We start from the raw sequence: 24,936 nt of genomic DNA, 5'->3' as shown, positions 1-24,936 counted from the left end.
ATCGCAGCCAATAAAAAGCCGACCCACGAGGGTCGGCTGGAAAAACCATAACAATTGCGACAAAGCCGCCAAAAGTGAACATGAGCGTGAAAATCAGACACTGAGTTGATGACAGGCAAGCAGGAAACCCCTTGAACTCGCCGTACAATGCCAACAGTGATTGAGAAACAGCCACATCTTAGGCACTCCCCCCGAAAACCACGTTGATCTACGTCAAAGGAGGTAGCGAAGAGTCCACCTGACGACTCATTTGCCCTGCCGGATCACCCTTTGCCGCCCACCTGCCGCCCCTCAGGCGCGGCGGATCAGGCGATAGGCCACTTCATCGAAATAGGAGAGCTGACCGGAGAGCACTCGCGGGTGATCCACCTCGGCGGCCCGCCCCAGCACCTCGACCCGAAAGTCCCGTTCAAACAGCGCCCGCACCTCCATCTCGCCCACCGAGAAGGGCGGCTGGCTCTGCTGCTCCGGCTGATATTCAAGGGTCACCAGCAAGATCTGCCCCCCCTCCTCCACCAGCCTGCTCATCAGCGCCGCATACTGGCGGCGCATGGCGGTTGGCAGGGCGATCAGCGCCGCCCGGTCATAGACCAGCCGATAGCGACGGCCAAGCTCGGGGGCGGCGAAGAAATCTCCCTCAAAGATGCGCAGGCTATCGACCTGATGGCACTGATAGGGGCCCACCTCGCTCACCGCCGCCTTCAGGTGGTTTTCACTGAAAAAGCTGGCGATGGCGACGGAGGAGAGCTCGAAGCCATCGACCGGATGGCCCTGCCCGCTCAGCCAGAGCATGTCGCGGGACTTGCCGCACAGGGGCACCAGCACCGGCTCATCCGGCTGCTGCGCCGACCACCAGGATTGCAGCCAGCGGTTGAAATCTGCCTGATGAAAGCCAATCCGGTTCTCTTCCCAACGCTGATGCCAAAACGCAGCTTCCATCATGATTCCCCATTGCTTACGAAAAATTGCTTACTAAAAGATGCCTCAATATCACAACTTAACCGGCACCACGCAACCCTCTGCCCACCCTTTTTATCGGGCGGCCCCTCACCGCATCTCCCGTGATGGCCTGCGGGGTACTCTGGCCTCTCCGGCAGGCAAAAAGGGGCTTAAACCCATGCCAAAGCGGCATAGGTTGGTGATGATTGATGAGCAAAAGAGGATGATTTAACGGGCCGAAGAGGCCCTCAAGATCACAACAGGGTGCTGCGCGCCGCCACAAGCTGACGGCCGATCTCGGCAAAAGCGGGCCGCTCGCCGTGCAGTTCAGAGAGGCAGGCCGCGGCGAGCTGGTGCAAAGCGGCAAGCTGCGCTTTATCAACATCGCCATCGCAGCGTGCCAGCAGCTCCTCCAGCAGGCAGCCAAAGGCACGTACCTCCAGTCGCTCCAGCCCCTGTGCCAGTTCGCGCTCATGGAGGTCATAGAGGGAGGCGGCGCCAAAATCGCCGAGCAGGGCGTGGGCAGAGGGCCCGCGGGTAAACAGGATATTGTGACCGTAGAGATCCCCGTGCATGATGCCGGCCTGGTGCAGATGACCCGCCACCGAGGCAATCCCCTGGGCCAACGTCAGCGCCTCGGCCAGGGTAAAGCGCAGCCCTTCGTCATAGACATCGCGGGTGCAGGAGGCCAGACTCGGCGGCCCCGCCAGATTGGCAAAGGCCGGGTCGATCAGCGCCATCACCAGCGCCGGCATACCGGAGGGGTGATCGGCCACCCGCCCCAGCACGGGGATCAGGTTGGGGTGAGCACCTGCCGCCAGCGACGCCGCCATCTCGCACTGGGGCAAGCCATCGCTGGTCACCGCCCCCTTGAAGATCTTGACCGCCACCTCGCTCGCGCCAATGGCATCGCTCGACTCATCGGCCATCCGCTCAGCCACCAGCGGCTCACTGCGCATAACCGCGCGATGGATAACGCCAGAAGCCCCCTGCCCCAGCAGCTCGCCGATCGCAAGGCGCTGCCACGACAAGCTGGCAACCTGCTCATCGCTGATGGCGCGCGCCTCCGCCCCCTCGCTAAAGGGGTTGCCGGAGTAGGCAAGCCAGGCAAGGCGCGGCAGCGAGAGCAGCCACTCGGGGAAGTGCTCGATGCGGTTGGCAGCAATGCGCAGCAGCTCCAGCTTGCGGCAATTGGCAAGGCTTGCCGGCAGCTCGCGCAGGCGGTTACCCGCCAGCATCAGCTTTTGCAGGGCGTCGCACTGGCCCAGCTCATCGGGCAGCCGCTCAATTGCGTTATCGGTCAGGATCAGCCAGCGCAAACCGGCGGGCAGCGCTTTGGCCGAGACGGTGGCAATCTGGTTGGCCTTAAAGCCCACCATGGTGAGCGCCGGACAGCGCCCCAACACCTCGGGCAGCTCGGTAAAGCGGTTTTCGGAGCAGAAGATGATGCGCAGTTTGCCAAACCCGGCCAGCTCGTCAGGGAGCGCGCTCAGCTGGTTGCCGGTGAGATCCAGCACCTCCAGCGTCTCTTTCAGGCTCAAAATCTCGTGGGGGAACTCCGTCAGATTTTCAGTGAGCTTCAGATGGCGGGCGCCACACAGTTCACCCGCGCGCAGCTGTTCCAGAGTATGCATAACCGTTTCTCAATCCTGATGATCTGCCTGATGGCACAGCGACCATCAGCGCGCGCCGAACCCGGGTCCGGCGATTTTAAAGGGGGGCATTATAAAGAATTCGGGGCGCAGATCGCCCCTTTTGTTGCTTTGGCAAGGCTCAGAGCTCAGCCACCACACCCCGGCGAATTGACGAAGAGACGTAGGGTGCAATAAGCGCAGCGCATTTCACCATTTTCAGCACGGTTTTGGGGCAATAAATGGGTATACCCAATTCGTGTGGCTAAGACTATCGCACTGAAATACCCCCAACCATAAAATAGGACACAAATGTATAATGTGTGCGCCTTGCAATTAGATTGAGAAAACACTTGCAGTAAAATATGCTATCTGAAATACAATAAAGCGATACTAAAATGTATGAATCACAACATTATAAAAATATTTATCTATAAGTGTCCACACATTCTTATTATTGTTTTACATGTCGCACTGAACGTGGTATTCGATTAAGATATCTATCGAATACCACCATAGCATGACCTCCATAACGCTCTGCAAGGAGATTGTTAATCAGAGTAAGTTAAGCTTACAGATGATTATTAGACGATGATAAAGAAATACATAACCAAGAGAAATTCACATCACTTTAAACAGACTAATATTTAGGGTTAAAAATGAATTTAAAACAGCGAATGGAACGGCTGGTAAAAATCGTATGTGAAGGAATGTTCGAGCGGGAGGAGGTGATTTCGGTGGCGCTGCTGGGTGCCTTATGTGGTCAGAATACCTTTCTTTACGGCCCACCCGGCACGGCCAAAAGCTTGATCTCCCGTCGCATCGCATGTGCCTTTGCCAATCCGGCCTACTTCGAGTACTTGATGAACCGGTTCAGTACCCCCGAGGAGGTCTTTGGCCCCATCTCGATCAAGGCACTCAAAGAGGATCGGTATGTTCGTAAAACCCAGCATTATCTGCCCCAAGCTGATTTCGCGTTTCTGGACGAGATATGGAAATCTAGCCCAGCCATCCTCAATACCCTGCTGACACTTATCAATGAACACACCTTTCGCAACGGTGAACAGATCGAGCAGGCCCCACTGAAAGCCTTGGTGGCTGCGTCGAATGAAACGCCCGATGCAAATCAGGGGCTGGATGCGCTCTATGATCGCTTTATCATCCGCCTGATGGTCGGGCCCATTGAGCAATCTGATAATTTTGAACGATTGCTGGCGTGCAAACCAACCGAGGCGGCCATCAGGGTTGATGACTCGCTTATTGTAAAGGCCGATGAATGGGCTAAATGGCAAGAGCAACTGCATGAGGTGAACTTGTCACCGGAAACCCTGACCATTATTCGCCTGATCCGCAGTGAACTCGCCACCAGATATGACGAACTGAAGGTCTATGTTTCCGACCGCCGCTGGCAGCGGGCGACTCAACTGCTCAAGGCTGCCGCCCTCTTTAATGGCCGCAGCGCAACCAATCACAGTGATGCCTTGCTATTGCGGCACTGCTTGTGGACCCATGAAGAGAACCGTCTAGCCGTTAACAATATCGTCGAGCAAGCCGTCAAGGATAGCGGTTTTGACAGTGGTATTAATCTCGCGCAAATTGATGCCGAAAAAGAATCATTGGAGAAAGAGATCCATAATGAACTTTTCAGTGCCACTGATATTTACGACACACAGATTATTAATGGGCAACCTTTTTTCAAAGTGAAGAACGATTTTGACAACACTAGGATTGGTTCTTATATTTTCATTCCATTGGATAACCTTAAGAAAACACATGAATTCCACCCAACAAGTGAAATGGGCAATGAACTAAATTATATTTCCTGTCAATTTGATGGCCAAGGTACTTGTCGGATATCAATGAAGAGCAGACATGGCAGCTTTAATTTCAAACCAGAAGTTCTCTTCCATAAAGGTGACAAGAAACAAAATATTAACAAGCGACTTATCACCTCATTGGCCGAGTCAGTGGCAAAAACCAGAGAACAGCTTATAGCTACTCTGAATAAGATAGAAAAACAGTGCCAAGGCTATGAAAAAAAATTGGCATCCATTTTCGTTCCTGCCCAGCAGAGCGCATTGGCCATTGATGGCATTACCGAGCAGACTGCGCGGCTCAAATTGCGTATCAAAGATTGTGAACGGCTGGAAGCATTATGCAAATAAGCCAGGTGGAGAGTGCTTCGCATCTCGCTCAAAAAGAACTCCGTGACAGCTATGGAGGATTGCTGGCTCACTCCAGCTCGCTGACCAGCCAGGTCATGCAGCACATCGAGGAGTGGGAGAGAGATACTGAGGCTGCGTTGACCAACGAGTGTCCATTCGCTGAGCATGCCCACAAGCTGAACAATTGGCGAAGGGAGAGTGCGCTTGGCGATATATCCAAAGCCTCTTTTCAAGGGGCGGTGAAGGATTATCTCGCGCTCTGTAAAGCCTGTCAGCACCCAGTGGATCCGCCATTTTGGCAAAAGCAGGTTGCCGATAGTTTCGCTCAGGACGTAGCGCCGCCAAGAGAGGATAAGGCCGTCAGTTGCCAACTGCTGGCTACTGAATGGCAAAAGGTGCTGGATAAAGCCCGCAATAGTTGGGAGCTGGCCAGGATCGAGCAGCTGCGTCGCCAGTTAATGGAACGATTGGAGAGCATGCTCAAGCTGTTGCAGTTGTTGCAACCGCTGCTTGAAACGTTGGGGCTGGATCCGGGACGGCTGGTTGATCTCTCCAGTGGCCAGCTCTCTGCCCAAGATTTGGCCCAGTTCCAGAAGTGGGCAAGCTATCTGGCAAACGACAAGGGGTTGCATGCGTTATGCGACTTGCTTGGCAAGATCCGGCAGATTGAACTCTCCGAAAAGATTGAGCGGGTGAAGGTCAACCACGCTCTGGATCTCTGTCTGCCCGATATCAACTCCCGAGAGGAGATAGTGGGTATTCGGTTGGGACGAGATCTGGAGCATGTATTGCCCAGCGAGAAAGCCCTGCTGGCTGATGACGAGACTGCATTGCTGTTTGATTTGAAGTTCGTCGAGTCACGACTGATGAGCTTTGACATGGTAGGTATGCAGACTCAACATCTGCATGTTGAAAGGGAAGAGGAGAGGCAGGTCAACGAAGAGGAGAAGCGCGGCCCCATGATCCTCTGCGTTGATACCAGTGGCTCGATGAGCGGTGCGCCCGAGACTATCGCCAAAGCGATGACGCTATTTCTGGCAGCCAAAGCGAGAGAGGAACAACGCCCCTGTTACCTGATTAACTTCTCTAAGGGTATCAAGACGTTGGAGTTGAGTGGAAAATGGGGCCTTGCGTCGATAATCGACTTTCTGAAAATGTCGTTTCATGGTGGTACTGATGCGGTACCTGCCCTTGGCCATGCGCTGAAAACCATGGCCGCAGAGACCTACCAAAAGGCTGACCTGCTGATGATTTCTGACTTCATCATGGCGGATCTGCCACCGGAGACCCTGGCAAATATCGAGCAACAGCGTGCTAAGGGTAACCGCTTTTACTCCCTGGTGGTCGGCTCTGCCTATATGGTTCAGCGGCTAAAAAGCCTCTTTGATCATGAGTGGGTGTACAACCCAACGACTAGCTCTATCCATGAGCTAATTGGATTTCAGCAACACCTAGAAGACAATATCGAAGTTCATCACGTATGAACTTCATTACAAAGGTGCTCACAAATGCCACACCTCGAGAATTGCCTAATTTATACAGAAGATACGTACTGAAAATGAAAAGACGCCCTAAGGCGTCTTTCTTATTTTCAGGATTAGGAGCAAACAGATTGGAGGTTATTCCCCCTCCCCGCCTTGCCTGCAACCCTATCAGATCGGAGTAATGGAGGTGATATGGGCCGAGCCATCCAGAGACTGGAAGATCTGCACCACGGCTTCGCCATGGATCGGCTGGGCGAGCGGTACAGTGCTCTTGCACTTGAAGCGGTAGTTGGTACCAGCCACCACCTGGGTGGAGACTTCAAAGGGGGTGTACTGTACCCCGACAAATCCTTTCATCGCCTGGTTGAACACTGCCTGATCTTCGGCGGTCAGCTTGTGATATGCGGTCCATCCACCTACCAACACTGCTTGTTCTGACATATCAAACTCTCCGTGCTCTATGATCCCGATTCGTTTGGCCGATCGGGCTGCGCCCCGTTGATTCAAGTGGTTTCCGGTCTCCACCGGGAGCCGCTGCCGGTTGGCACGCTGACTCCCCTTTGCCGCATCGCGCCCCTGTTGCCGCCCGCCTTGTCTGATAAGGCTTGCTGGCGCTCTATCATCAGGGGCCGGTCGCGATGGGCATGAAAGAGCCTAGTGCCGATGCCAGAAATCGCCTCCTGTTAGATGTGACAGGGGCGCGCCCGGGCAAAGCTGCTAGCGGGCAGTAAATTGCGGCGCAAACGATTGGAAAAAGAAAAGACGCCGCAAGGGCGTCTTTTTTGCATTTTTATGCTCGATGGGCAGAAGGGCGCGCGCCGCTTATTCCCATTCGATGGTTGCGGGCGGCTTGCCGGAGACGTCGTACACCACGCGGGAGATACCGTTGATCTCGTTGATGATGCGGTTCGATACGTGACCGAGGAAGTCGTACGGCAGGTGAGCCCAGTGGGCGGTCATGAAGTCGATGGTTTCGACGGCGCGCAGGGCAATCACCCAGTCATATTTGCGACCATCGCCCATGACGCCAACGGAGCGCACCGGCAGGAAGACGGCGAATGCCTGGCTGACCTGGTTGTAGAGGTCAGCTTTGCGCAGCTCTTCGATAAAGACCGCATCGGCGCGGCGCAAGATATCGCAGTACTCTTTCTTCACTTCGCCAAGGACGCGCACGCCCAGACCCGGGCCCGGGAACGGGTGACGGTAGAGCATGTCGTAGGGCAGACCCAGCTCGAGGCCGACGCGGCGCACTTCATCTTTGAACAGCTCGCGCAGCGGCTCGACCAGACCCATCTTCATCTCTTCCGGCAGGCCGCCGACGTTGTGGTGAGACTTGATAACGTGGGCTTTGCCGGTCTTGCTGGCAGCGGATTCGATAACGTCCGGATAGATGGTGCCTTGCGCCAGCCACTTGGCGTTTTTCAGCTTTTTCGCTTCATCATCAAACACTTCGACGAAGACGCGGCCGATGATCTTGCGCTTGGCTTCCGGCTCAGCCTCACCCGCCAGCGCGGAGAGGAAGCGCTCTTCGGCATCAACCTTGACGATGTTGAGACCAAAGTGATCACCAAACATCTCCATCACCTGAGTGCCTTCGTTCAGGCGCAGCAGGCCGTTGTCCACGAAGACGCAGGTGAGACGATCGCCGATGGCGCGGTGCACCAGCATGGCAACCACGGAGGAGTCGACACCGCCGGAGAGGCCGAGGATCACTTCATCGTCACCCACCTGCTCGCGGATGCGGGCAACGGCGTCGTCGATGATGGTGGCCGGGGTCCAGAGGCATTCGCAGCCGCAGATGTCTTTGACGAAGTGCTCCAGCATGCGGGCACCCTGACGGGTGTGGGTCACTTCCGGGTGGAACTGCACGCCGTAGAAACGCTTGGCCTCACACGCCATGGCCGCGTGGGGGCAGGTCGGGGTCTGGGCGATGGTGGTGAAGTCGGCCGGAATGGTGGTGACCTTGTCACCGTGGCTCATCCAGACATCCAGCAGGGCATTGCCGTTGTCGGCGATGGCATCTTCGATGTTGCGCAAGAGCGCGCTGCTCTTGCCAGCTTCGCCCAGCACTTCTACCTTGGCGTAACCGAATTCACGCTCGGTGGAGGATTGCACCTTGCCACCCAGCTGCTCGGCCATGGTCTGCATGCCGTAGCAGATACCGAACACAGGGACACCGGCGTTGAACACATACTCGGGGGCACGCGGGCTGCCCGCTTCGGTGACGGACTCGGGGCCACCGGAGAGGATGATGCCGCTCGGATTGAATTCGCGGATCTGCTCTTCGGTTACGTCCCAGGCCCACAGTTCGCAGTAAACGCCGATTTCGCGCACGCGGCGGGCGATCAGCTGGGTGTACTGGGAACCGAAGTCGAGGATAAGGATACGGTGCTGGTGAATGTCTTTAGTCATTTTATTCCTGCATCAGGCTGATGTTGTCACAAAGGGCACGGGATAAAAAAAGGGTGGAAAAACGGGGCGCAGGGCCCCGTTTTATCAGCCCATCCGATAGTTGGGGGCTTCTTTGGTAATGGTCACATCGTGGACGTGGGACTCTTTCATCCCGGCGCCGGAGATGCGCACGAATTCAGCCTTGGTGCGCATGTCGTCGATGGTGGCGCTGCCGGTCAGGCCCATGGAGGAGCGCAGGCCGCCCATCTGCTGATGGATGATCTCTTTGAGGCGACCTTTATAAGGCACGCGACCTTCGATACCTTCCGGTACCAGCTTGTCGGCGGCGTTGTCGGTCTGGAAGTAGCGGTCGCTGGAGCCCTTGGACATGGCGCCCAGAGAGCCCATGCCACGATAGGATTTAAAGGAGCGACCCTGATAGAGCTCGATCTCGCCCGGCGCTTCTTCAGTACCGGCGAACATGGAGCCGACCATGACGCAGCTGGCGCCCGCGGCAATGGCCTTGGCGATGTCGCCGGAGAAGCGGATGCCGCCATCGGCGATAACCGGTACACCGGTGCCTTCCAGCGCATCAACGGCGTCGGAGATGGCGGTGATCTGGGGCACGCCCACGCCGGTCACGATACGGGTAGTACAGATAGAGCCCGGGCCGATACCGACCTTGACGGCATTGACGCCGGCAGCAACCAGCGCCTTGGCGCCAGCGGCGGTCGCGACGTTGCCACCGATGATCTGCAGATCAGGATAGGCTTCGCGGGTGGCTTTGATGCGATCCAGCACGCCCTGGGAGTGGCCGTGGGAGGAGTCGATCAGCAGCACGTCAACACCGGCTTCCACCAGCGCAGCGACGCGCTCTTCGTTGCCAGCACCGGCACCAACGGCAGCACCGACCCGCAGACGACCCTTGTCATCTTTACAGGCGTGGGGCTTGCGCTCGGCTTTCTGGAAATCTTTAACGGTGATCATGCCCTTGAGTTTGAAGTCGGCGTTCACCACCAGCACTTTTTCGATACGGTGCTTTTGCATCAGGGCAACCACCTCTTCACGAGGGGCTCCTTCACGCACGGTGACCAGACGATCTTTCTGGGTCATGATCTGTTCAACGGTCTGGGAGAGGTCAATCACGAAGCGCACGTCACGGCCGGTGATGATACCGACCAGCTGATTGCCGTCAGTCACCACGGGGTAACCGGCGAAGCCATTCTTGTGGCTCAGCTCCTTGATTTGGGCGATGGTCATGTCAGGGCGCACGGTAACGGGGTCAGTGACCACGCCGCTCTCGTACTTCTTGACCTTGCGCACTTCGGCAGCCTGCTGCTCGATGGACATGTTCTTGTGGATAAAGCCGATACCGCCTTCCTGGGCCAGTGCGATAGCCAGACGGGCTTCGGTCACTGTGTCCATGGCAGCGGAAATCATCGGGATGTTCAAGCTGATGGCGGAGGTCAGCTTGGTACGCAGATCGGCAGTATTGGGAAGAACTTCGGAGTGGGCGGGAACCAACAGTACATCGTCGAAGGTTAACGCTTCTTTGGCAATCCTGAGCATGGCAATATCTCACCGTTGAGGAAGTGGGGGTGTAAAATATTGCCGACGAAGTTTACTCACGGATTGGTCACTGGTAAAGAAGTTTTTTGAATTTTTTATGGCGTAGCCCTCATTTAGGAGGCCAAAACGCCAAAAAACCAAGATTATCAGTACGAAAACCGCCATTTCGGGGCAAAAGAGTTGGCAACCTGGTGTTTTATGCAACCTGCCCGTTTGCCAGATGCCCCTCTCAGTGCGGTCAGAATGGCTCCCCTTACCCCTGTCAAAACCACCCGAACAGCGCCGCCAAATCGCTTATTTTTCCACCACTTCTCTTGGTAAAATAGCCGCAATCCAGAGCGAAAATCACCGATTCGGAGAAGCTGTCACGTCCCCGTTATTGCCACACTCTTGCCACACTTCGGAGGCATAAAACTGCACTGTTGCACCTACGAAACATTGTCTGCCTTGGCGGTTTCACTGGTACAAAAATAACCCGTTTTCGTGCTGGCAAGTGCTTTCCCGATAATCCTGTTCCTTTGCATCCGACTCTTGCTTATCATGACTAACACGCTGAATTGAAATGGAATTTCATGATGGGTCGACAACTTTACCAAGGACGGGCGGCAATTACGCTGGCAGCGCTCGGGGTCGTCTACGGCGATCTGGGCACCAGCCCGCTCTATGCCCTCAAGGAGTGCTTTGCCGGGCACATCGGTTTGCAGCCGGGCCCGCAGGAGGTTCTCTCCCTCATCTCCCTCTTCTTCTGGACCATCATGGTGGTGGTCTCGTTCAAATATGTGCTGCTGGTGCTGAGTGCCGACGACAAGGGCGAAGGAGGCGTGCTGACCCTCGCCTCGCTGGCATCGCGCCGCCTCTCGCCCCGCGCCCGTGCTATCGCCATGCTGCTTGGCCTGGTCGGGGTGGGACTTTTTGCCGGGGATGCGGTGATCACTCCCGCCATCTCGGTGCTCTCTGCCGTCGAGGGGCTGGAAGTGATCGCCCCGGATCTCGCCCCCTTCGTGCTCCCAGTGACCCTGATCGTGCTGGTCATTCTCTTTGGCGCCCAGCATTACGGCACAGCGGGGATAGGCCAGCTGTTCGGCCCCATCATGCTGCTCTGGTTTGGCGTGCTGGCCCTGCTGGGAGCCATCGAGATCATCCAGAATCCGGTCATTTTGCAGGCCATCAATCCGCTTTATGCCATTGATTTTATTGTCGAGCGACCCGGTGTTGCTTTCATTACCCTGGGCGCCGTGGTGCTCTGCGTGACGGGCACGGAGGCGCTCTACGCCGACATGGGTCACTTTGGCCGCGGTGCCATCCGGCTGGCGTGGGGCTCGCTGGTGATGCCGGCCCTGCTGCTCAACTACTTCGGTCAGGGCGCGTTGCTGCTGCGCAATCCCGCCGCCGTCGAGAACCCCTTCTACCTGCTCGCCCCCTCCTGGCTCACCCTGCCACTGCTGGTGCTGGCCACCATGGCGACCGTGATCGCCTCGCAGGCGGTTATCTCCGGCACCTACTCGGTGGTGCGTCAGGCGATCCTGCTCGGCTATCTGCCCCGTCAGGAGATCCGCCACACCTCCGAGCGGGAGATTGGCCAGATCTACCTGCCGCTGGTGAACTGGTTGCTGCTGGCGGGAATTGTCATCGTGATCCTCTGGTTCCAGACCTCCAGCAATCTGGCCGCCGCCTACGGTATCGCCGTCACCGGTACCATGGTGCTCACTACCCTGCTGCTGATGGTGGTGGCCGCTACGCGCTGGAAGTGGCCACGCTGGCTGATTGCGCTGGTGTGCGCACCGCTGCTGCTGGTAGACGCCACCTTCTTTGCCGCCAACAGCACCAAGCTGCTGGCGGGTGGTTGGCTCCCCATTCTGTTTGCCCTGCTCGCCATTCTGGTGATGACTACCTGGAAGCGGGGGCGCGAGCTGGTGCTCGACAAACTGGAAAACAAGTCGTTTGCCCTGACCCGCTTTGTCGACAACATGCTTGAGCACCCGCCGCTGCGGGTGCCGGGCACAGCCGTGTTCTTGTCGCGCTCGGAGCAGGTGGTGCCCCACGCCATGCTGCACAACCTCAAACACAACAAGATCCTGCACGAACGGATCATTTTCCTCACCGTTCGCATCAAGGATGAACCCTGGCTCGCCTTTAGCGAACGGGTCCAGCTCAAGCAGCTCGGGGATGGTTTTTGGCAAGTGGTGGCCCATTTTGGCTACAAGGAGACCCCCGACATGGAGGAGATCTTTCAAGCCTGTGCCCAGCACGACCTTAAAGTCGCCATGAGCCAGACCTCCTTCTTCCTCTCCCACGAAAATCTGGTCAGCACCGATATTCCGGGCATGGCCCGCTGGCGCGAGGGGCTGTTTGTCTGGATGAATCGCAACGCCCTCAAGGCGACCGATTTCTTCCATATTCCGGCCAACCGGGTGGTGGAGTTGGGGGTATTGCTGGAGCTTTGACACGGCACCACCGGCATCATCAGGAACAGAATCAAAAGCCCTCTTGTAACAGGCAGCAGGCTGACAAGAGGGCTTTTAACACCGACGAAGCGCCACATTGAGCCTCAATCGGTCTGCCTCTCATCAAGCTAAACCGATTAAAACGCGATTGATAATAGTTATTGTTTGCTGACTATCGAGTGAGGCAAGCTAGCGGCCTTTACGCCGGGTCGGGCGTCTCATAACTTGCCATTTGAGTATCAATATGACGTTCAGGAAGGGAATCAGGTCATGGCGTCCAGCTATCTAGGATCGGAGCCAAACTCGCTGCCAATGGATAGTGCTATCGGGCCTGCCAAGCTTATCTGTCTGGCCATGGCCATTGTGCTGCACTCTGCCATTTTCTGGTTTGCCTATGATCGCGCTCCCGCACCTGTTGCCCAGCCCCTGCCGATCACCCTCTCCGCTCGCTGGGCTGGTGAAAGCACGACTGCCAAACAACCGGCCAGAAAGGCAGCGCCAACCGCGAAACCTGCGGCAAAGCAGGTTCGGCCTGCGCGCCCCAAACAGGTGGTCAAAAAGAGAGCCAGCAAACCCATCGTCAAACCGGTTGCCCATGCAGCCGCGAAACCGGCTGAAACAGCGGTAAGCCAGCAATCGCAAACGCCTTCCGCGATGCCCGTGAGCCCGCTCACCGACAACAGTTCGAATACCAGCAGCCACTCCACAGTTCAGGCAGGCAGTGGTAGCCAACACGCCACCACGGGCAGCAGCGCCCCCATTGCGCGAGATCCCTCCCTGCACAATCCCGAGCCCCCCTACCCCTACGAGTCGCGCAGTCGGGGGGAAGAGGGTCGGGTCATCCTCAAGGTACGGGTCAACGCCGATGGCACGGCAAGCTCGGTGGAGATCGATCAGAGCAGCGGGTATTACCGGCTCGACAGGGAGGCGCGGCGCACCGTCAGCCGCTGGCGCTTTATTCCCGGCAAACAGAACAACGTGGCCGTCGCAGCTTGGGCAAGAGTCACCATCATTTTTCAGATAAGGGGTTAACCATGGATCCGGAGATTGCCAACAACGGGATGGGGCTTGCCCATCTGCTCACGCAAAACAGCGGTGTTGGCCTGTTGCCATTTGTGCTGCTGGTACTGATGTCGCTCGGCACCTGTTACTTTGCTCTGCTCAAGCTCTGGTTTGCCTGGCGCGAGCGACGCCTTGGCAAACAGTTTGTCGAGCAGTTCTGGCAACACGAGAACGTGCAACAGATGGAGCAGCGACTGGCCAAAGAGATCCCGCAAGACGCCTATAGCCGCTTGACCAATGCGGCGCTGATAGCCATCGGCCAGCTGGAACGAGCCGATGCCCGCCCCCGCTCACTGGGTCTGGGATCCCCTGACGAGTATCTGCTGCGCGCCCTGCGTCAGGGGCTCGCTCAGGAGAAGATACGGCTGGAGCAGGGGCTCGCCTTTCTCGCCTCGGTGGGATCTGCTGCCCCCTTTATCGGATTGTTTGGCACCGTCTGGGGCATCTATCACGCCCTGCTTGCCATCGGCGCCGCCGGCCAAAGCAGTCTCGACAAGGTAGCCGGCCCGGTTGGCGAGGCACTGATCATGACCGGCTTTGGTCTGGCTGTCGCCCTGCCCGCCGTGCTGGTCTACAACTTCTTCGTGCGACGCAACCGCCTGAAAATGGCTGAGCTGGATGCCTTTGCCCACGACCTGTTTGCCCTGCTGCTGACCGGTTTTGAACCGGCTGCCAGCAATGTCACCCGCCTTGCCCAGCGCTCAGCCAAAACGGGAGGCCAATAATGGCATTCGGTTCCCTGCCCGGCGATGAGGATGAGCAGCCCCTCAGCGAAATCAACATGATCCCGATGATCGACGTGATGCTGGTGCTGCTTATCGTCTTTATGATCACCGCCCCCCTGCTCACCAACGCGGTCAAACTCGATCTGCCCAAGGCGAGCAGCCAGCTCAATCAGCCCAAACCGGAGGAGATCACCCTCTCCATCGACAGCGCGGGCAAAACCTACTGGAACGAGCAGGAGGTGGATGAAGCGGCGCTGCTGGCCCGCATGGAGAGCGCCAGCAAAGCTCCCGGCGAGTTACCCGAGATCCAGCTGCGCATCGACCGACGGGTCGAATATGGCACCATCGCCAACGTGATGGCAGCGGCGTCTCGCCACGGTCTGCACAAGATCGCCTTTGTCAGCCAACCGCAGAACGAATGAAAACCCGGCAAGGACGATATCGGATGCTCGGGCCGATAGAGGCTCGGCACCTGCCCCTTGCTGGGGTAAGATAGCGTCCATCGTTTTATCCCGGCCCCGCCGGGGCAGACCACAGGTACGCCATTGAACCGATTTACCCCATCCAGTGCGGCGAACGGCCGCGAGCAGCAGGTCTTTACCGTCACCCGCCTCAACAGCGCCGTGCGCATGATCCTGGAGCAGGATCTGGGGCTGGTGTGGCTGACCGGCGAACTCTCCAATCTGGCGATGCCAAGCTCCGGCCACTGGTACTTCTCCCTTAAGGACATGTCGGCCCAGGTGCGCTGCGCCATGTTCAAGGGCAACAACCGGCGGGTGGCGTTTCGCCCGCAGGATGGCATGCAGGTGCTGGTGCAGGCGCGGGTCTCCCTCTATGAGCCGCGCGGCGACTACCAGCTGATCATCGAATCGATGCAACCCGCAGGCGATGGCGTGCTGGCCCTGCGTTTTGAAGAGCTCAAGCGCCGTCTCGGCGCTGAGGGGCTGTTTGACGAAAGCCGCAAGCGGCCGCTGCCCCGTGAACCACGGGCGGTGGGCCTTATCACCTCCGCCACAGGTGCCGCCCTGCACGATATGCTGACGGTGCTTAAACGGCGCGCGCCGGATCTGCCGGTCTTTATCTACCCGACTCAGGTGCAGGGGAGCGCCGCCATCAGCCAGATCGTCGCGGCGATCGCCAAAGCGAACCAGCGCGCCGAGGTGGATGTGCTGATCGTCGGCCGTGGTGGCGGCTCGCTCGAAGATCTCTGGTGCTTCAACGAAGAGGCGGTGGCGCGTGCCATTGCCCACTCCGCCATACCGGTGGTGAGCGCAGTGGGCCACGAGGTGGATGTCACCATCAGCGACTTTGCCGCCGACTTGCGTGCCCCTACCCCATCGGCCGCCGCCGAGCTGGTGGCGCCGGATCAGAGCGCCCGTGCCCAGCGTCTCGTTCACCTCAAGCAGCGACTGCTGCAGGCGATGAGCCGCCAGCAGACCGCCGCCCGCCACGATTTCATCCTGCTGCAAAAGCGGCTCGACCATCAGGATCCGAAGCGGCGGCTGGAGCAGCAGTCCCAGCGCCTCGACGAGCTCTCCACCCGTTTGCAGCAGCTATTGCGCCAGCGGCTGCATCAGGGTGAGCGGCGCCTCGCCAACCTTGAGCTGCGCCTGCAGGGCAAGAGTCCGGAGCGCCTCTTGGCAGCTGGCAAGCGCCGCCACCAGCTGGCCGAGGAGCGGCTCTATGCCCTGATTGCCAAGCAGCAAGACCTTGCCAGTCACCGCCTCGCCATGCTCACCACCCGTCTCGACGGGGTGAGCCCGCTCGCTACTCTGGGGCGGGGCTACTCCATCACCCGCACTGCGCGTGGCGAAGTCATCAGCCGCGCCGATCAGGTCAACAGTGGCGACCAGCTCATCACCACCCTGGCGCAAGGGAGCCTGCAGGTGCGGGTTGAGGGGATCGTCAAGGACTCTGCGCAGTAGATCGGCTGAGTCAAACCACCAGCTAACGAGCTATCCAGCTCGGCTGCTGGCCCGTTAATCGGCCAAACAAAAAAGCCACCACCGCAAACAGGGTGGTGGCCTTTTTTAGCTCGGGTGCTTCGCCTGCTCACCCCTTGGCGCGGCGGGCGACCAGGGTGAACTTGTAGTCATCGCTCTTGAAGAAGTTGCGACTGAACTCGAACACGGTGCCATCTTGCAAGAAGCCGCGGGAGACCTTCTCGATAATGGGCTTGGCAGGATCGATACCGAGCGCCTCCACTACCTGCGCCGAGGGGAGCACCGGAATGATCTCCTGCTCGCTGCGGTCGATCACCAGCTGCTTCACCTCTTCGATGTAGTGGTACTTCGAGCCCTGCATCACCGCGTAGCTGAGATCGGGGAAGAGAGCGAGCGGCATCCAGGTCTCCTCCAGCGTTACCGCGATCTGGCGAATAAAGCGCACCCGCTTGACGTAATAGACCAGCGCCCCCTCCAGCAGATTGAGCCGCTCGGCCAACTCACTACTCGCCTTGATCACTTCGAAGGCGAGAATGTCGCTGTGGGTCTCGACCGCCGGATCGGTCACCTTCTCATAGAGGCTGGTGAGCTGATAGATGTCGTAGTTCACCTTCTCCTGCCGCACGTAGCTGCCGCTGCCCTGAATGCTCTCGATGACGTTGAGTTCGGTCAGCTGCTTGAGAGCCTGACGCACCGTCACCCGGCTCACCCCGAACTGCTCGCGCAGCTCGGCTTCGGTGGGCAAGGCATCGCCGGGGGCCAGCTCCCCTTGCGCAATCCACTGCTGGATGGTGTCGGCTATCTGGCGATACATGGGTTTTTTCGACACGAAAGGCCACCTCGTCGGCTCTGCGCCATGATAAATGGAAGAGGCGCCATTCTACCCCAGTTGCCCGGCAGACAAAACGGCTCAGCCTCATTTGACCTAACAAATCACCTTGACCAAACAATACAAAAACAATACAAATACCAAATTGTATGATACCACTCACAAAAATCAGTCGACCGGTTTGTTAGCATCGCTGTCACTTTCACCATGACGGCTTGCTGGCAAGCCAACCTGACAGAGGATCATCATGAATCTGACCAGTCTTACCGGCCCCCATCTCATCACGCTGCAAACCCGGTTTGCCGATCGGGATGCGGCCATTCATGCCCTGGCTGATCGGCTCGATCAGGCCGGCAAGCTGCACGACAAGGCCGCCTTTCTGGCCGCGGTCATGGCCCGCGAGGCGCAGGGCCCCACCGCCCTTGGCGAAGGGCTGGCAGTGCCCCACGGCAAGTGCGATGCGGTGCGTGAAGCAGCCTTTGCCGTCGCGACCTTGAACGAGGAGTTGGGCTGGGAGGGGATCGACGGCCCCGAGCCGGTCAACCTGATCTTCATGCTGGCGATCCCGACCGATCAGGCAGGCTCTACCCATATGCAGTTGCTCACCACCCTCACTACCGCTTTGGTTGATGACGATACCCGCGAGGCGGTGCTGGCGGCCCAAAGTGCCGAGCAGCTGATGGCGCTGCTCGATGGCGAAGGGGATAGCGGTAAGCAACCAGCAAAAGAAGACAATTTAGATACAAATAAACCCACTGTGGTCTGTGTCACCGCCTGCCCGGCGGGGATCGCCCACACCTATATGGCTGCCGAGTATCTGGAAAAGGCGGGACGCAAACTGGGCATTCGGGTACTGGTCGAGAAGCAGGGTGCCAACGGCATCGAGGATCGCCTGCCGCAAGAAGCGCTCGATGCTGCGGTGGCCTGCATCTTCGCCGCCGAGGTGGCCATCAAGGAGCAGGAGCGTTTCGCCGGTATCCCCCGGATCGAAACGCCGGTGGCCGAGCCCATCCGCCATGCCGAGCGGATCCTGAATGAGGCGCTGGAAGCGGCCAAGGCCGGTCGCACCGCCCCGACGCCCAACCACAACCAGAGCGACGCGCCAAGCGGCAAGAAGGTGGGCCTCAAGACCGAGCTCAAGCAGGCGCTGCTGAGCGGCATCTCCTTTGCCGTGCCGCTGATCGTAGCGGGCGGTACCGTGCTCGCCATCTCTGTGCTGCTGGCCCAGATCTTCGGCCTGCAACATCTGTTTGATACCGAGAACTCCTGGCTCTGGATGTACCGCAAGCTGGGCGGCGGCATGCTGGGCACCCTGATGGTGCCGGTGCTGGCGGCCTATACCGCCTATTCGCTGGCAGACAAACCGGCGCTCGGCCCGGGCTTTGCGGCGGGACTGGCCGCCAACATGATTGGCTCCGGTTTCCTCGGTGGCGTGGTCGGTGGCCTGATCGCCGGTTACCTGATGCGCTGGGTCAAGCAGCATGTGCGCCTGAGCCCCAACTTCAACGGCTTTCTCACCTTTTACCTCTATCCGGTGATCGGCACCCTGGTGGCGGGCAGCCTGATGCTGTTTGTCATCGGCCAGCCGGTAGCCTGGCTCAACAACAGCCTCACCGAGTGGCTCAACGGCCTCTCCGGCACCAACGCGCTGGTACTGGGCGCCCTGCTCGGCTTTATGTGCTCGTTTGACTTGGGTGGTCCGGTCAACAAGGCGGCATACGCCTTCTGCCTCGGCGCCATGGCCAACGGGGTCTACGGCCCCTACGCCATCTTCGGTGCGGTCAAGATGGTCTCGGCCTTTACCGTCACAGCCTCCACCCTGCTGGCGCCGCGCCTGTTCCAGACCTTCGAGATCGAGACCGGCAAGTCCACCTGGCTACTGGGGCTGGCGGGGATCACCGAGGGCGCCATTCCGATGGCCATCGAAGATCCAATCCGGGTGATCGGCTCCTTCCTCGCAGGCTCGGTGGTCACCGGCGCCATGGTGGGTGCCATGGGGATTGGTCTCTCCACCCCGGGGGCCGGCATCTTCTCCCTGTTCCTGCTCCACGATGGCGGCCACGGCGCCCTGATGGCTGCCGCCGTCTGGCTCGGTGCGGCGCTGGTGGGCACCCTTATCTCCACTGTGGTGCTGATCGGCTGGCGCCGTCACGCCATGCAGCGCGGCACCTATCAGGTGGTCGCCGCAGAGTAAGGCTCCTCTTCACCACCACTTTTTCAACAGACTATTTTTCCGCACGGCAGGCAAGGGCCGCCGTGCGTCAGCAAAGGATCATTGTCATGACAGTTTCACGAGTTCACATCACGCCGCACATGCACTGGGATCGGGAGTGGTACTTCACCACCGAGGAGTCCCGCATCCTGCTGGTCAACAACATGGCGGAGATCCTGGCGCGTCTCGAATCCGACCCCGACTACAAGTTCTATGTGCTGGACGGCCAGACCGCGGTACTGGAGGATTACTTCGCCATCCAGCCCGAGAACAAGGCCCGGGTGAAGGCGCTGGTGGAAGCGGGCAAGCTCATCATCGGCCCCTGGTACACCCAGACCGACACCATGCAGGTGAGCGGCGAGTCTATCCTGCGCAACCTGCTCTACGGGATGCGCGACTGCCTTAGCCTTGGTGAGCCGATGAAGATCGGTTACCTGCCCGACTCGTTCGGCATGTCCTCCCAGCTGCCCCACATTTTCAACGGCTTCGGGATCGAGCGGGCCATGTTCTGGCGCGGTTGCTCCGAGCGCCACGGAACCGACAAGACCGAGTTCCTCTGGCAGAGCAACGATGGCAGCGAGGTGACCGCCCAGGTGCTGCCGCTTGGCTACGCCATCGGCAAGTACCTGCCGGAAGATGAGGCTGGCCTGCGCAAGCGGCTCGAATCCTACTTCGAGGTGCTGGAGAAGGCCTCGGTCACTCAGGATATCCTGCTGCCCAACGGCCACGATCAGATGCCGCTGCAACAGAACATCTTCGCCATCATCGACAAGCTGCGCGAGATCTACCCCCAGCGTGAATTCCACATGAGCCGCTTCGAGCAGGTCTTCGAGCGCATCGAGGCGTGCAGTGACCAGCTGGCCACCCTCAAGGGGGAGTTCAACGACGGCAAATACATGCGGGTACACCGCACCATCTCCTCCACCCGGATGGACATCAAGCTGGCCCACGCCGCTATCGAGAACAAGATCGTCAACATCCTCGAACCGCTGGCGAGCATCGCCTGGGCGCTCGGCTTCGAGTACCACCACGGGCTTTTGGAGAAGATGTGGAAAGAGATCATGAAGAACCACGCCCACGACAGCATCGGCTGCTGCTGCAGCGACAAGGTACATCAGGAGGTGGTGACCCGCTTCATTCTGGCCGACGACATGGCCGAGAACCTGATCCGCTTCTACATGCGCAAGATTGTCGACAACATGCCAGTGGCTCTCTGTGAAGACGGGGTACAGGTGGCCGACAAGCTCTGCCTGTTCAACCTGATGCCCTTCCCCCGTCAGGAGGTGATCAACACCAGCATCCGCATTCGCGCCCAATCCTTTGCCCTGCGCGATGAAGCGGGCCAATCGGTCCCCTACTTCATCCGCGCCAAGCGCGAGATTGACCCGGGTCTGGTGGACAGACAGATCGTTCACTACGGCAACTACGAGCCCTTTATGGAGTACGACATCCAGCTCTGCCATCCGCTGCCGTCCATGGGCTACTGCACCCTCCATATCGAGGGCAACCAGCCGGGAGTGGAGCAGCCGGTGACGGCCAGCGGCGAGCTACTGGAGAACGATTTTTACCGCATCGCCCTCAATGACAACGGCACTTTGCAGATCCTGGACAAGCAGCGCGGCACCACCTTTGATCAGGTGCTCACGCTGGAAGAGGGCTCCGATGATGGCGACGAGTATGACTACTCGCCGTCGCGGGACGAGTGGCTGCGCTACTCCACCGAGTTTGCCGTGACCCGCGAGGTCACCCATCAGGCGTGGCAGAGCATCGCTACGCTCAAACTGCGCATGGCCTTGCCTGCCAACCTCGCCGAGCGGGCCAACCGCCAGTGCAGCGGCCACCTTGATGTCACCTGCCGCATTACACTGGCGAACGAGAGCCCACGCATCGACATCGAGCTGGAGCTCGACAATCAGGCTGATGACCACCGGGTGCGAGTGCTGATCCCCACCCCCTTCCCAAGCGACACCGTTGTCTCTGACAACCAGTTTGGCTGCATTACCCGCCCCACTCGCGACAGCGCCATGGCGAACTGGGAAGCGGAGGGGTGGAAAGAGGCCCCGATTCCGGTCTGGCAGCTGATGAACTTCGTCGCCCTGCAAGATGGCAAGCAGGGACTGGCGGTGCTGAGCGACGGTTTGCGCGAGTTTGAAGTGATCGGCGAGCAGTGCGACACCCTGGCGCTCACCCTGTTGCGCGGGGTCGGCGTACTCGGTAAAGAGGAGCTGCTGCTGCGCCCGGGTCGCCCCTCCGGCATCAAGCTGCCCACCCCGGACTCTCAGGTGCGCGGCAAGCTCAGCTGCCGTTTCAGCCTGCTGGCGTTTGCTGGCGATCACATCAGCGCCAACGTGATGCAGGCGGCGCGCAGCTATCTCACTCCGGTGCGTTGCTACAACAAGATCCCGTTCGATGCCATGAAGCTCAACAAGGCGAGCTTCACCACCCCGCTCCACTTCAGCCTGCTCACCATGGATCCATCCGGTCCGGTGCTGAGCGCCCTGAAAAAGGCCGAGGATGAAGAGGCGCTGGTGATCCGGGTCTACAACCCAAGCGAGCAGGCTGTGCTGGAGGGTGGCAAGGTGGCCAGCCAACACACCCTGAGCGACTGGCAAGCGGTGCGGATGGACGAGCAGCCCCTGCCCCTTGAGCTGGCTGCTGGCGAGTTTGGCGAACTGGCGCCCTGCCACTCCCGCAGCGTGCGCTTTCGGGTGGCTCGCGGCTAAACGGCAGGTATACCCACAGGTAGCAACAGGTGAGGGAGGCGCATCCCCTCCCCGCCTGTTTATCCCTTCAAGCTGCCCTATCCCGCTTGATAAAGGCATAAAAAAATCCCCGCCAATTGGCGGGGATTTTTATTGGGTCCTGCTTCATCCCGCGAGCGGGAGCGCGCGCTTAGCTGGCCTTGCGCAGGATCTGCTCAAGGTAGCGTGCGAAGTCGTGACCGTGATGCTCCAGCAGTTTCGGGAACATGGAGATGGAGGTCATGCCCGGGAAGGTGTTGATCTCGTTGAGCAGGATCTCGCCCTCCTCAGTCAGGAAGAAGTCGATACGGGAGAGGTGAGTCAGTTTCAGCTGGCGGAACGCTTTGAGGGCGTACTCGTGAATAGCGTCAGCCTGAGCCTGGGTCAGCCCTTCGGCACGCAGTGCGGTCTCGGTATGGCTGGCGCTGCTGTACTTCTCTTCATAGGTGTAGAACTTGTCCTGCGGCACGCAGATCTCGCCCGGATAGGTGGCCACCAGCTCGTCACCGTACTGGTAAACCGCCACTTCCAGCTCACGCGGCTTGACCGCCTTCTCGATCAGAACCTGCTCGGAGTAACCGAAGGCATCGGCAATGCCCTTCACCAGATCCGCTTCATTGTTGGCTGAGTAGCAGCCAACGGAAGAGCCCTGAGAGGCGGCCTTGATAAAGACCTTGCCCCACTTGGCCAGCGCCGCTTTCGCCTCAGCCAGAGCCGCATCGCCCTGCTCGGTCAGGAACAGGTAAGGGGTGTTGGGGATACCGATGGCGGAGAGCCACAGCTTGGTGGTGATCTTGTTGAAGCAGATCTTGCTCGCTTCAGCGTCGCAGCCCAGATAGGGCAGGCCAGCCAGCTCGAGGAAGGATTGCAAATCGCCAGTCTCACCCGGGTAACCGTGGATGCAGGGCACCACGTAGTCTACCGGACGGGCCACGCTGTCAAACGAGAGCAACTTGTCCAGCCCCAGTTTGCACTCGCGACCATCGGCGCTGAGCCAGCGGTCGGCAAACATCTCGACGCGGGTCACTTCGACGCCGGGCAGGAGAGCGAGTTGTTTTTCGAGGAAATTGGCGCTGCGCAGAGAGACTTCGTGCTCGGAGCCACCGCCGCCGCACAGCAGCAAGACATGCATGTTCTTCATTAGATGTGATCCCTTGGGAGAAGCGGCTTCGTCATGACCATTCAAAAACCACCGCATTCAAAACCGGACGAAGCCAGATACGAACATAAGTGCGCGCCAGTGTAGCAAGGGAGACAAACCCTTGTCAGCTGATGGCTGCCCTGCCAGCCACATCTTGCGGTGAAAAAGGGCACCCTGTGTCAAAAACCGCGCAGCCCCATCGGTCAGCGAGGGGGATCGACCCGTCCCATGCCGCTGCCATTGACGCGAAACCAGCCGGCAATGCTGTAACGCTCCTGATTGGCGGACAGCACTTCGTGGGGAAACTCTTCGGAGAGGAAGATCACCAGCCGCCCCCCTCTGGGGCTCACATCCATCAAGAACTGCTCGTCGTTGTCATAAAAGCGCAAGACGCCGCCCGCTTCGGGTTGCCAGTCGTTATTGAGGTAGAACACCGTCGTCAGGCGACGGTTGGAGCGACCGGCAAAGGCATCGCGATGGGTCGCGTAGAAGTCGCCGCTGCGATAACGGGCAAAATGTGCCTCATAGTCGAACAATCCCAGCATCAACATCCGGTTGGCTGCCAGACGCAGCGCCTCCATGCGGGCGAGATAATCGGCGACCGGCGCACCGAGGGACGGCTCCAGCCAGTGGATCTGGTCGCGGCGGATCTCGCTGTTGCCTTGATGGAGCCCTTCACGACCGATCCCGGCCGGTTGCCACTCCTCTGGCAGACAGCCTTTGAGGGCATCCACCTCGGCGGCAGTTAAAAAATCGTCCACTATCACCCAACCTCGGGTATAGATGGCATCCATGACGGCTTGATAGTCCAAGATTGACTCGCAACATGTGGAAAAGAGAGCGCTTTTTAGCGGCTTCCCGCTAAAGGCACAAACCGGTTTGCTTCTCTTGAGAAGTCCCACCATCAATACCCGATTTGGCGGGCTCCGCCCCCTTTTTTCCGGGCCGATTGTGATCCTGCCCTCAGCCGGTGCGTAGTGGAGGGGAAAAGTGTGAGCCGCCCCCCATTGCATCGGTGCCCGTTAACGTAACGCCTTGCCGTTAAAAGAGCCAAGCGATACCGTAGCGACCATGGGAATACCCCCCTTTCCTCCTGCAAGCACACTGTGCAACTTATGTACAATCAACGACATGCAATCAACAAAAGGATGATGTGATGCCTCTGCCCGACCTGACACTGCAACAACTGGATGGCACCCCCTACCCGCTCGCCCAACTGGCCGGCAAGGTGATCCTAGTGGTCAATGTGGCCAGCCGCTGCGGTTTTACCCCCCAATATGAGGGGCTGGAAGCCCTCTATCGCGAGCTGGGGCCCGAGGGGCTGGAGATCCTGGGTTTCCCCTGCAACCAGTTCGGTCAACAGGAGCCGGGGGATGCCGAGGAGATCGCCCGTTTCTGCTCCTTGGACTACCAGGTTACCTTCCCCATCATGGCCAAGTGCGATGTCAACGGCGAGCAGGCCCACCCGCTCTATCAGTGGCTCAAGAAGGAGAAACCGGGGCTGCTTGGGTTGGAAAACGTCAAGTGGAACTTCACCAAATTCCTGATCGACCGTGACGGCAACGTGGTGGAGCGGTTTGCTCCCACCACCAAGCCGGAGAGTCTGGTCGCCCCCATCCGCGACCTGCTCTGATTGCTGTTTGCGGCACATAAAGAGCGG

The 24,936-nt window shown here is 58.9% G+C and carries 18 protein-coding genes; 10 read left to right on the top strand and 8 right to left on the bottom strand.

Features of this window, described 5'->3' with window-relative positions; translation table 11 throughout:
- Positions 1-291: 291 nt before the first annotated feature.
- Positions 292-939, bottom strand: coding sequence for a thiopurine S-methyltransferase (locus tag AAHA39_RS02150; RefSeq protein WP_203130791.1), 648 nt, complete (start codon positions 937-939; stop codon positions 292-294).
- Between the two features lie 254 nt (positions 940-1,193).
- A complete protein-coding gene (locus AAHA39_RS02145; RefSeq protein WP_320656040.1) occupies positions 1,194-2,573 on the bottom strand; it encodes a leucine-rich repeat-containing protein kinase family protein in 1,380 nt (459 codons plus the stop codon).
- A gap of 656 nt (positions 2,574-3,229) precedes the next feature.
- On the opposite strand from AAHA39_RS02145, the gene AAHA39_RS02140 reads away from it, so the two are divergent.
- Together AAHA39_RS02140 and AAHA39_RS02135 are read left to right on the top strand one after the other, a co-directional pair.
- The gene (locus tag AAHA39_RS02140; RefSeq protein ID WP_320656041.1) at positions 3,230-4,735 is read left to right on the top strand and encodes an AAA family ATPase; all 1,506 of its coding nucleotides are present in this window, start codon (positions 3,230-3,232) and stop codon (positions 4,733-4,735) included.
- Positions 4,726-6,219, top strand: coding sequence for a VWA domain-containing protein (locus AAHA39_RS02135; protein ID WP_320656042.1), 1,494 nt, complete (start codon positions 4,726-4,728; stop codon positions 6,217-6,219). The genes AAHA39_RS02140 and AAHA39_RS02135 overlap by 10 nt, the downstream gene beginning before the upstream one ends.
- 168 nt (positions 6,220-6,387) lie before the next feature.
- On the opposite strand, the gene AAHA39_RS02130 is transcribed toward AAHA39_RS02135, so the two are convergent.
- From AAHA39_RS02130 to guaB, 3 genes are all read right to left on the bottom strand, one after another.
- The gene (locus tag AAHA39_RS02130; protein WP_033115211.1) at positions 6,388-6,660 is read right to left on the bottom strand and encodes a hypothetical protein; all 273 of its coding nucleotides are present in this window, start codon (positions 6,658-6,660) and stop codon (positions 6,388-6,390) included.
- Positions 6,661-7,041: 381 nt separating this feature from the next.
- Entirely contained in the window at positions 7,042-8,631 is a 1,590-nt protein-coding gene (gene guaA / locus AAHA39_RS02125; protein WP_320656043.1) for a glutamine-hydrolyzing GMP synthase, read from the bottom strand.
- Between the two features lie 84 nt (positions 8,632-8,715).
- Positions 8,716-10,179, bottom strand: a complete 1,464-nt coding sequence (guaB, locus tag AAHA39_RS02120) for an IMP dehydrogenase (protein WP_041207517.1) — start codon at positions 10,177-10,179, stop codon at positions 8,716-8,718.
- 557 nt (positions 10,180-10,736) lie between these two features.
- Between guaB and AAHA39_RS02115 the strand changes: the two genes are divergently transcribed.
- The 5 genes from AAHA39_RS02115 to xseA all read left to right on the top strand — a co-directional run bounded on the left by AAHA39_RS02115 (position 10,737) and on the right by xseA (position 16,335).
- Entirely contained in the window at positions 10,737-12,623 is a 1,887-nt protein-coding gene (locus tag AAHA39_RS02115) for a potassium transporter Kup (protein ID WP_320656044.1), read from the top strand.
- A 312-nt stretch (positions 12,624-12,935) separates the two neighbouring features.
- Positions 12,936-13,655: an energy transducer TonB gene (locus tag AAHA39_RS02110; RefSeq protein ID WP_407707134.1), complete on the top strand. Its 720-nt coding sequence runs from the start codon at positions 12,936-12,938 to the stop codon at positions 13,653-13,655.
- 2 nt (positions 13,656-13,657) lie between these two features.
- The gene (locus AAHA39_RS02105; protein ID WP_042032349.1) at positions 13,658-14,410 is read left to right on the top strand and encodes a MotA/TolQ/ExbB proton channel family protein; all 753 of its coding nucleotides are present in this window, start codon (positions 13,658-13,660) and stop codon (positions 14,408-14,410) included.
- Positions 14,410-14,832 (top strand): ExbD/TolR family protein, encoded by a 423-nt coding sequence (locus tag AAHA39_RS02100; protein WP_201908370.1) that lies wholly within the window; start codon positions 14,410-14,412, stop codon positions 14,830-14,832. Before AAHA39_RS02105 ends, AAHA39_RS02100 begins: the two co-directional genes overlap by 1 nt.
- 123 nt (positions 14,833-14,955) lie before the next feature.
- Entirely contained in the window at positions 14,956-16,335 is a 1,380-nt protein-coding gene (gene xseA / locus AAHA39_RS02095) for an exodeoxyribonuclease VII large subunit (RefSeq protein WP_320656046.1), read from the top strand.
- Positions 16,336-16,462: 127 nt separating this feature from the next.
- Here xseA and AAHA39_RS02090 read toward each other — a convergent pair whose 3' ends face one another.
- The gene (locus tag AAHA39_RS02090) at positions 16,463-17,182 is read right to left on the bottom strand and encodes a GntR family transcriptional regulator (RefSeq protein WP_320656047.1); all 720 of its coding nucleotides are present in this window, start codon (positions 17,180-17,182) and stop codon (positions 16,463-16,465) included.
- Positions 17,183-17,429: 247 nt separating this feature from the next.
- On the opposite strand from AAHA39_RS02090, the gene mngA reads away from it, so the two are divergent.
- A complete protein-coding gene (gene mngA, locus AAHA39_RS02085) occupies positions 17,430-19,376 on the top strand; it encodes a PTS 2-O-a-mannosyl-D-glycerate transporter subunit IIABC (RefSeq protein WP_320656048.1) in 1,947 nt (648 codons plus the stop codon).
- 86 nt (positions 19,377-19,462) lie between these two features.
- Positions 19,463-22,117 carry a mannosylglycerate hydrolase gene (gene mngB, locus AAHA39_RS02080; RefSeq protein ID WP_320656049.1) on the top strand — a complete coding sequence of 885 codons (2,655 nt, stop codon included), beginning with the start codon at positions 19,463-19,465 and terminating at the stop codon, positions 22,115-22,117.
- A 169-nt stretch (positions 22,118-22,286) separates the two neighbouring features.
- Here mngB and AAHA39_RS02075 read toward each other — a convergent pair whose 3' ends face one another.
- Complete coding sequence (locus AAHA39_RS02075) at positions 22,287-23,276, bottom strand: D-alanine--D-alanine ligase (protein WP_320656050.1); 990 nt, start codon at positions 23,274-23,276, stop codon at positions 22,287-22,289.
- A 203-nt stretch (positions 23,277-23,479) separates the two neighbouring features.
- A complete protein-coding gene (locus tag AAHA39_RS02070; protein ID WP_320656051.1) occupies positions 23,480-24,088 on the bottom strand; it encodes a 2OG-Fe(II) oxygenase in 609 nt (202 codons plus the stop codon).
- Positions 24,089-24,432: 344 nt separating this feature from the next.
- On the opposite strand from AAHA39_RS02070, the gene AAHA39_RS02065 reads away from it, so the two are divergent.
- Positions 24,433-24,909 carry a glutathione peroxidase gene (locus AAHA39_RS02065; protein WP_255934348.1) on the top strand — a complete coding sequence of 159 codons (477 nt, stop codon included), beginning with the start codon at positions 24,433-24,435 and terminating at the stop codon, positions 24,907-24,909.
- Positions 24,910-24,936: the final 27 nt, after the last annotated feature.

The organism is Aeromonas sp. SE22 (assembly GCF_038739755.1).
Taxonomy (GTDB): domain Bacteria; phylum Pseudomonadota; class Gammaproteobacteria; order Enterobacterales; family Aeromonadaceae; genus Aeromonas; species Aeromonas jandaei.
The sequence above is the reverse complement of the archived record's forward strand: the minus strand, read 5'-3'. Positions and strand labels throughout refer to the sequence as shown.

Bases quoted from the DNA above. Each gene is read 5' to 3' on its own strand.
- mngA (WP_320656048.1), top strand. From the start codon at position 17,430: ATGAATCTGACCAGTCTTACCGGCCCCCATCTCATCACGCTGCAAACC.
- AAHA39_RS02075 (WP_320656050.1), bottom strand. From the start codon at position 23,276: ATGAAGAACATGCATGTCTTGCTGCTGTGCGGCGGCGGTGGCTCCGAG.
- guaA (WP_320656043.1), bottom strand. From the start codon at position 8,631: ATGACTAAAGACATTCACCAGCACCGTATCCTTATCCTCGACTTCGGT.
- AAHA39_RS02145 (WP_320656040.1), bottom strand. From the start codon at position 2,573: ATGCATACTCTGGAACAGCTGCGCGCGGGTGAACTGTGTGGCGCCCGC.
- AAHA39_RS02135 (WP_320656042.1), top strand. From the start codon at position 4,726: ATGCAAATAAGCCAGGTGGAGAGTGCTTCGCATCTCGCTCAAAAAGAA.
- mngB (WP_320656049.1), top strand. From the start codon at position 19,463: ATGACAGTTTCACGAGTTCACATCACGCCGCACATGCACTGGGATCGG.
- AAHA39_RS02130 (WP_033115211.1), bottom strand. From the start codon at position 6,660: ATGTCAGAACAAGCAGTGTTGGTAGGTGGATGGACCGCATATCACAAG.
- AAHA39_RS02065 (WP_255934348.1), top strand. From the start codon at position 24,433: ATGCCTCTGCCCGACCTGACACTGCAACAACTGGATGGCACCCCCTAC.
- guaB (WP_041207517.1), bottom strand. From the start codon at position 10,179: ATGCTCAGGATTGCCAAAGAAGCGTTAACCTTCGACGATGTACTGTTG.
- AAHA39_RS02100 (WP_201908370.1), top strand. From the start codon at position 14,410: ATGGCATTCGGTTCCCTGCCCGGCGATGAGGATGAGCAGCCCCTCAGC.
- AAHA39_RS02140 (WP_320656041.1), top strand. From the start codon at position 3,230: ATGAATTTAAAACAGCGAATGGAACGGCTGGTAAAAATCGTATGTGAA.
- AAHA39_RS02105 (WP_042032349.1), top strand. From the start codon at position 13,658: ATGGATCCGGAGATTGCCAACAACGGGATGGGGCTTGCCCATCTGCTC.
- AAHA39_RS02110 (WP_407707134.1), top strand. From the start codon at position 12,936: ATGGATAGTGCTATCGGGCCTGCCAAGCTTATCTGTCTGGCCATGGCC.
- AAHA39_RS02150 (WP_203130791.1), bottom strand. From the start codon at position 939: ATGGAAGCTGCGTTTTGGCATCAGCGTTGGGAAGAGAACCGGATTGGC.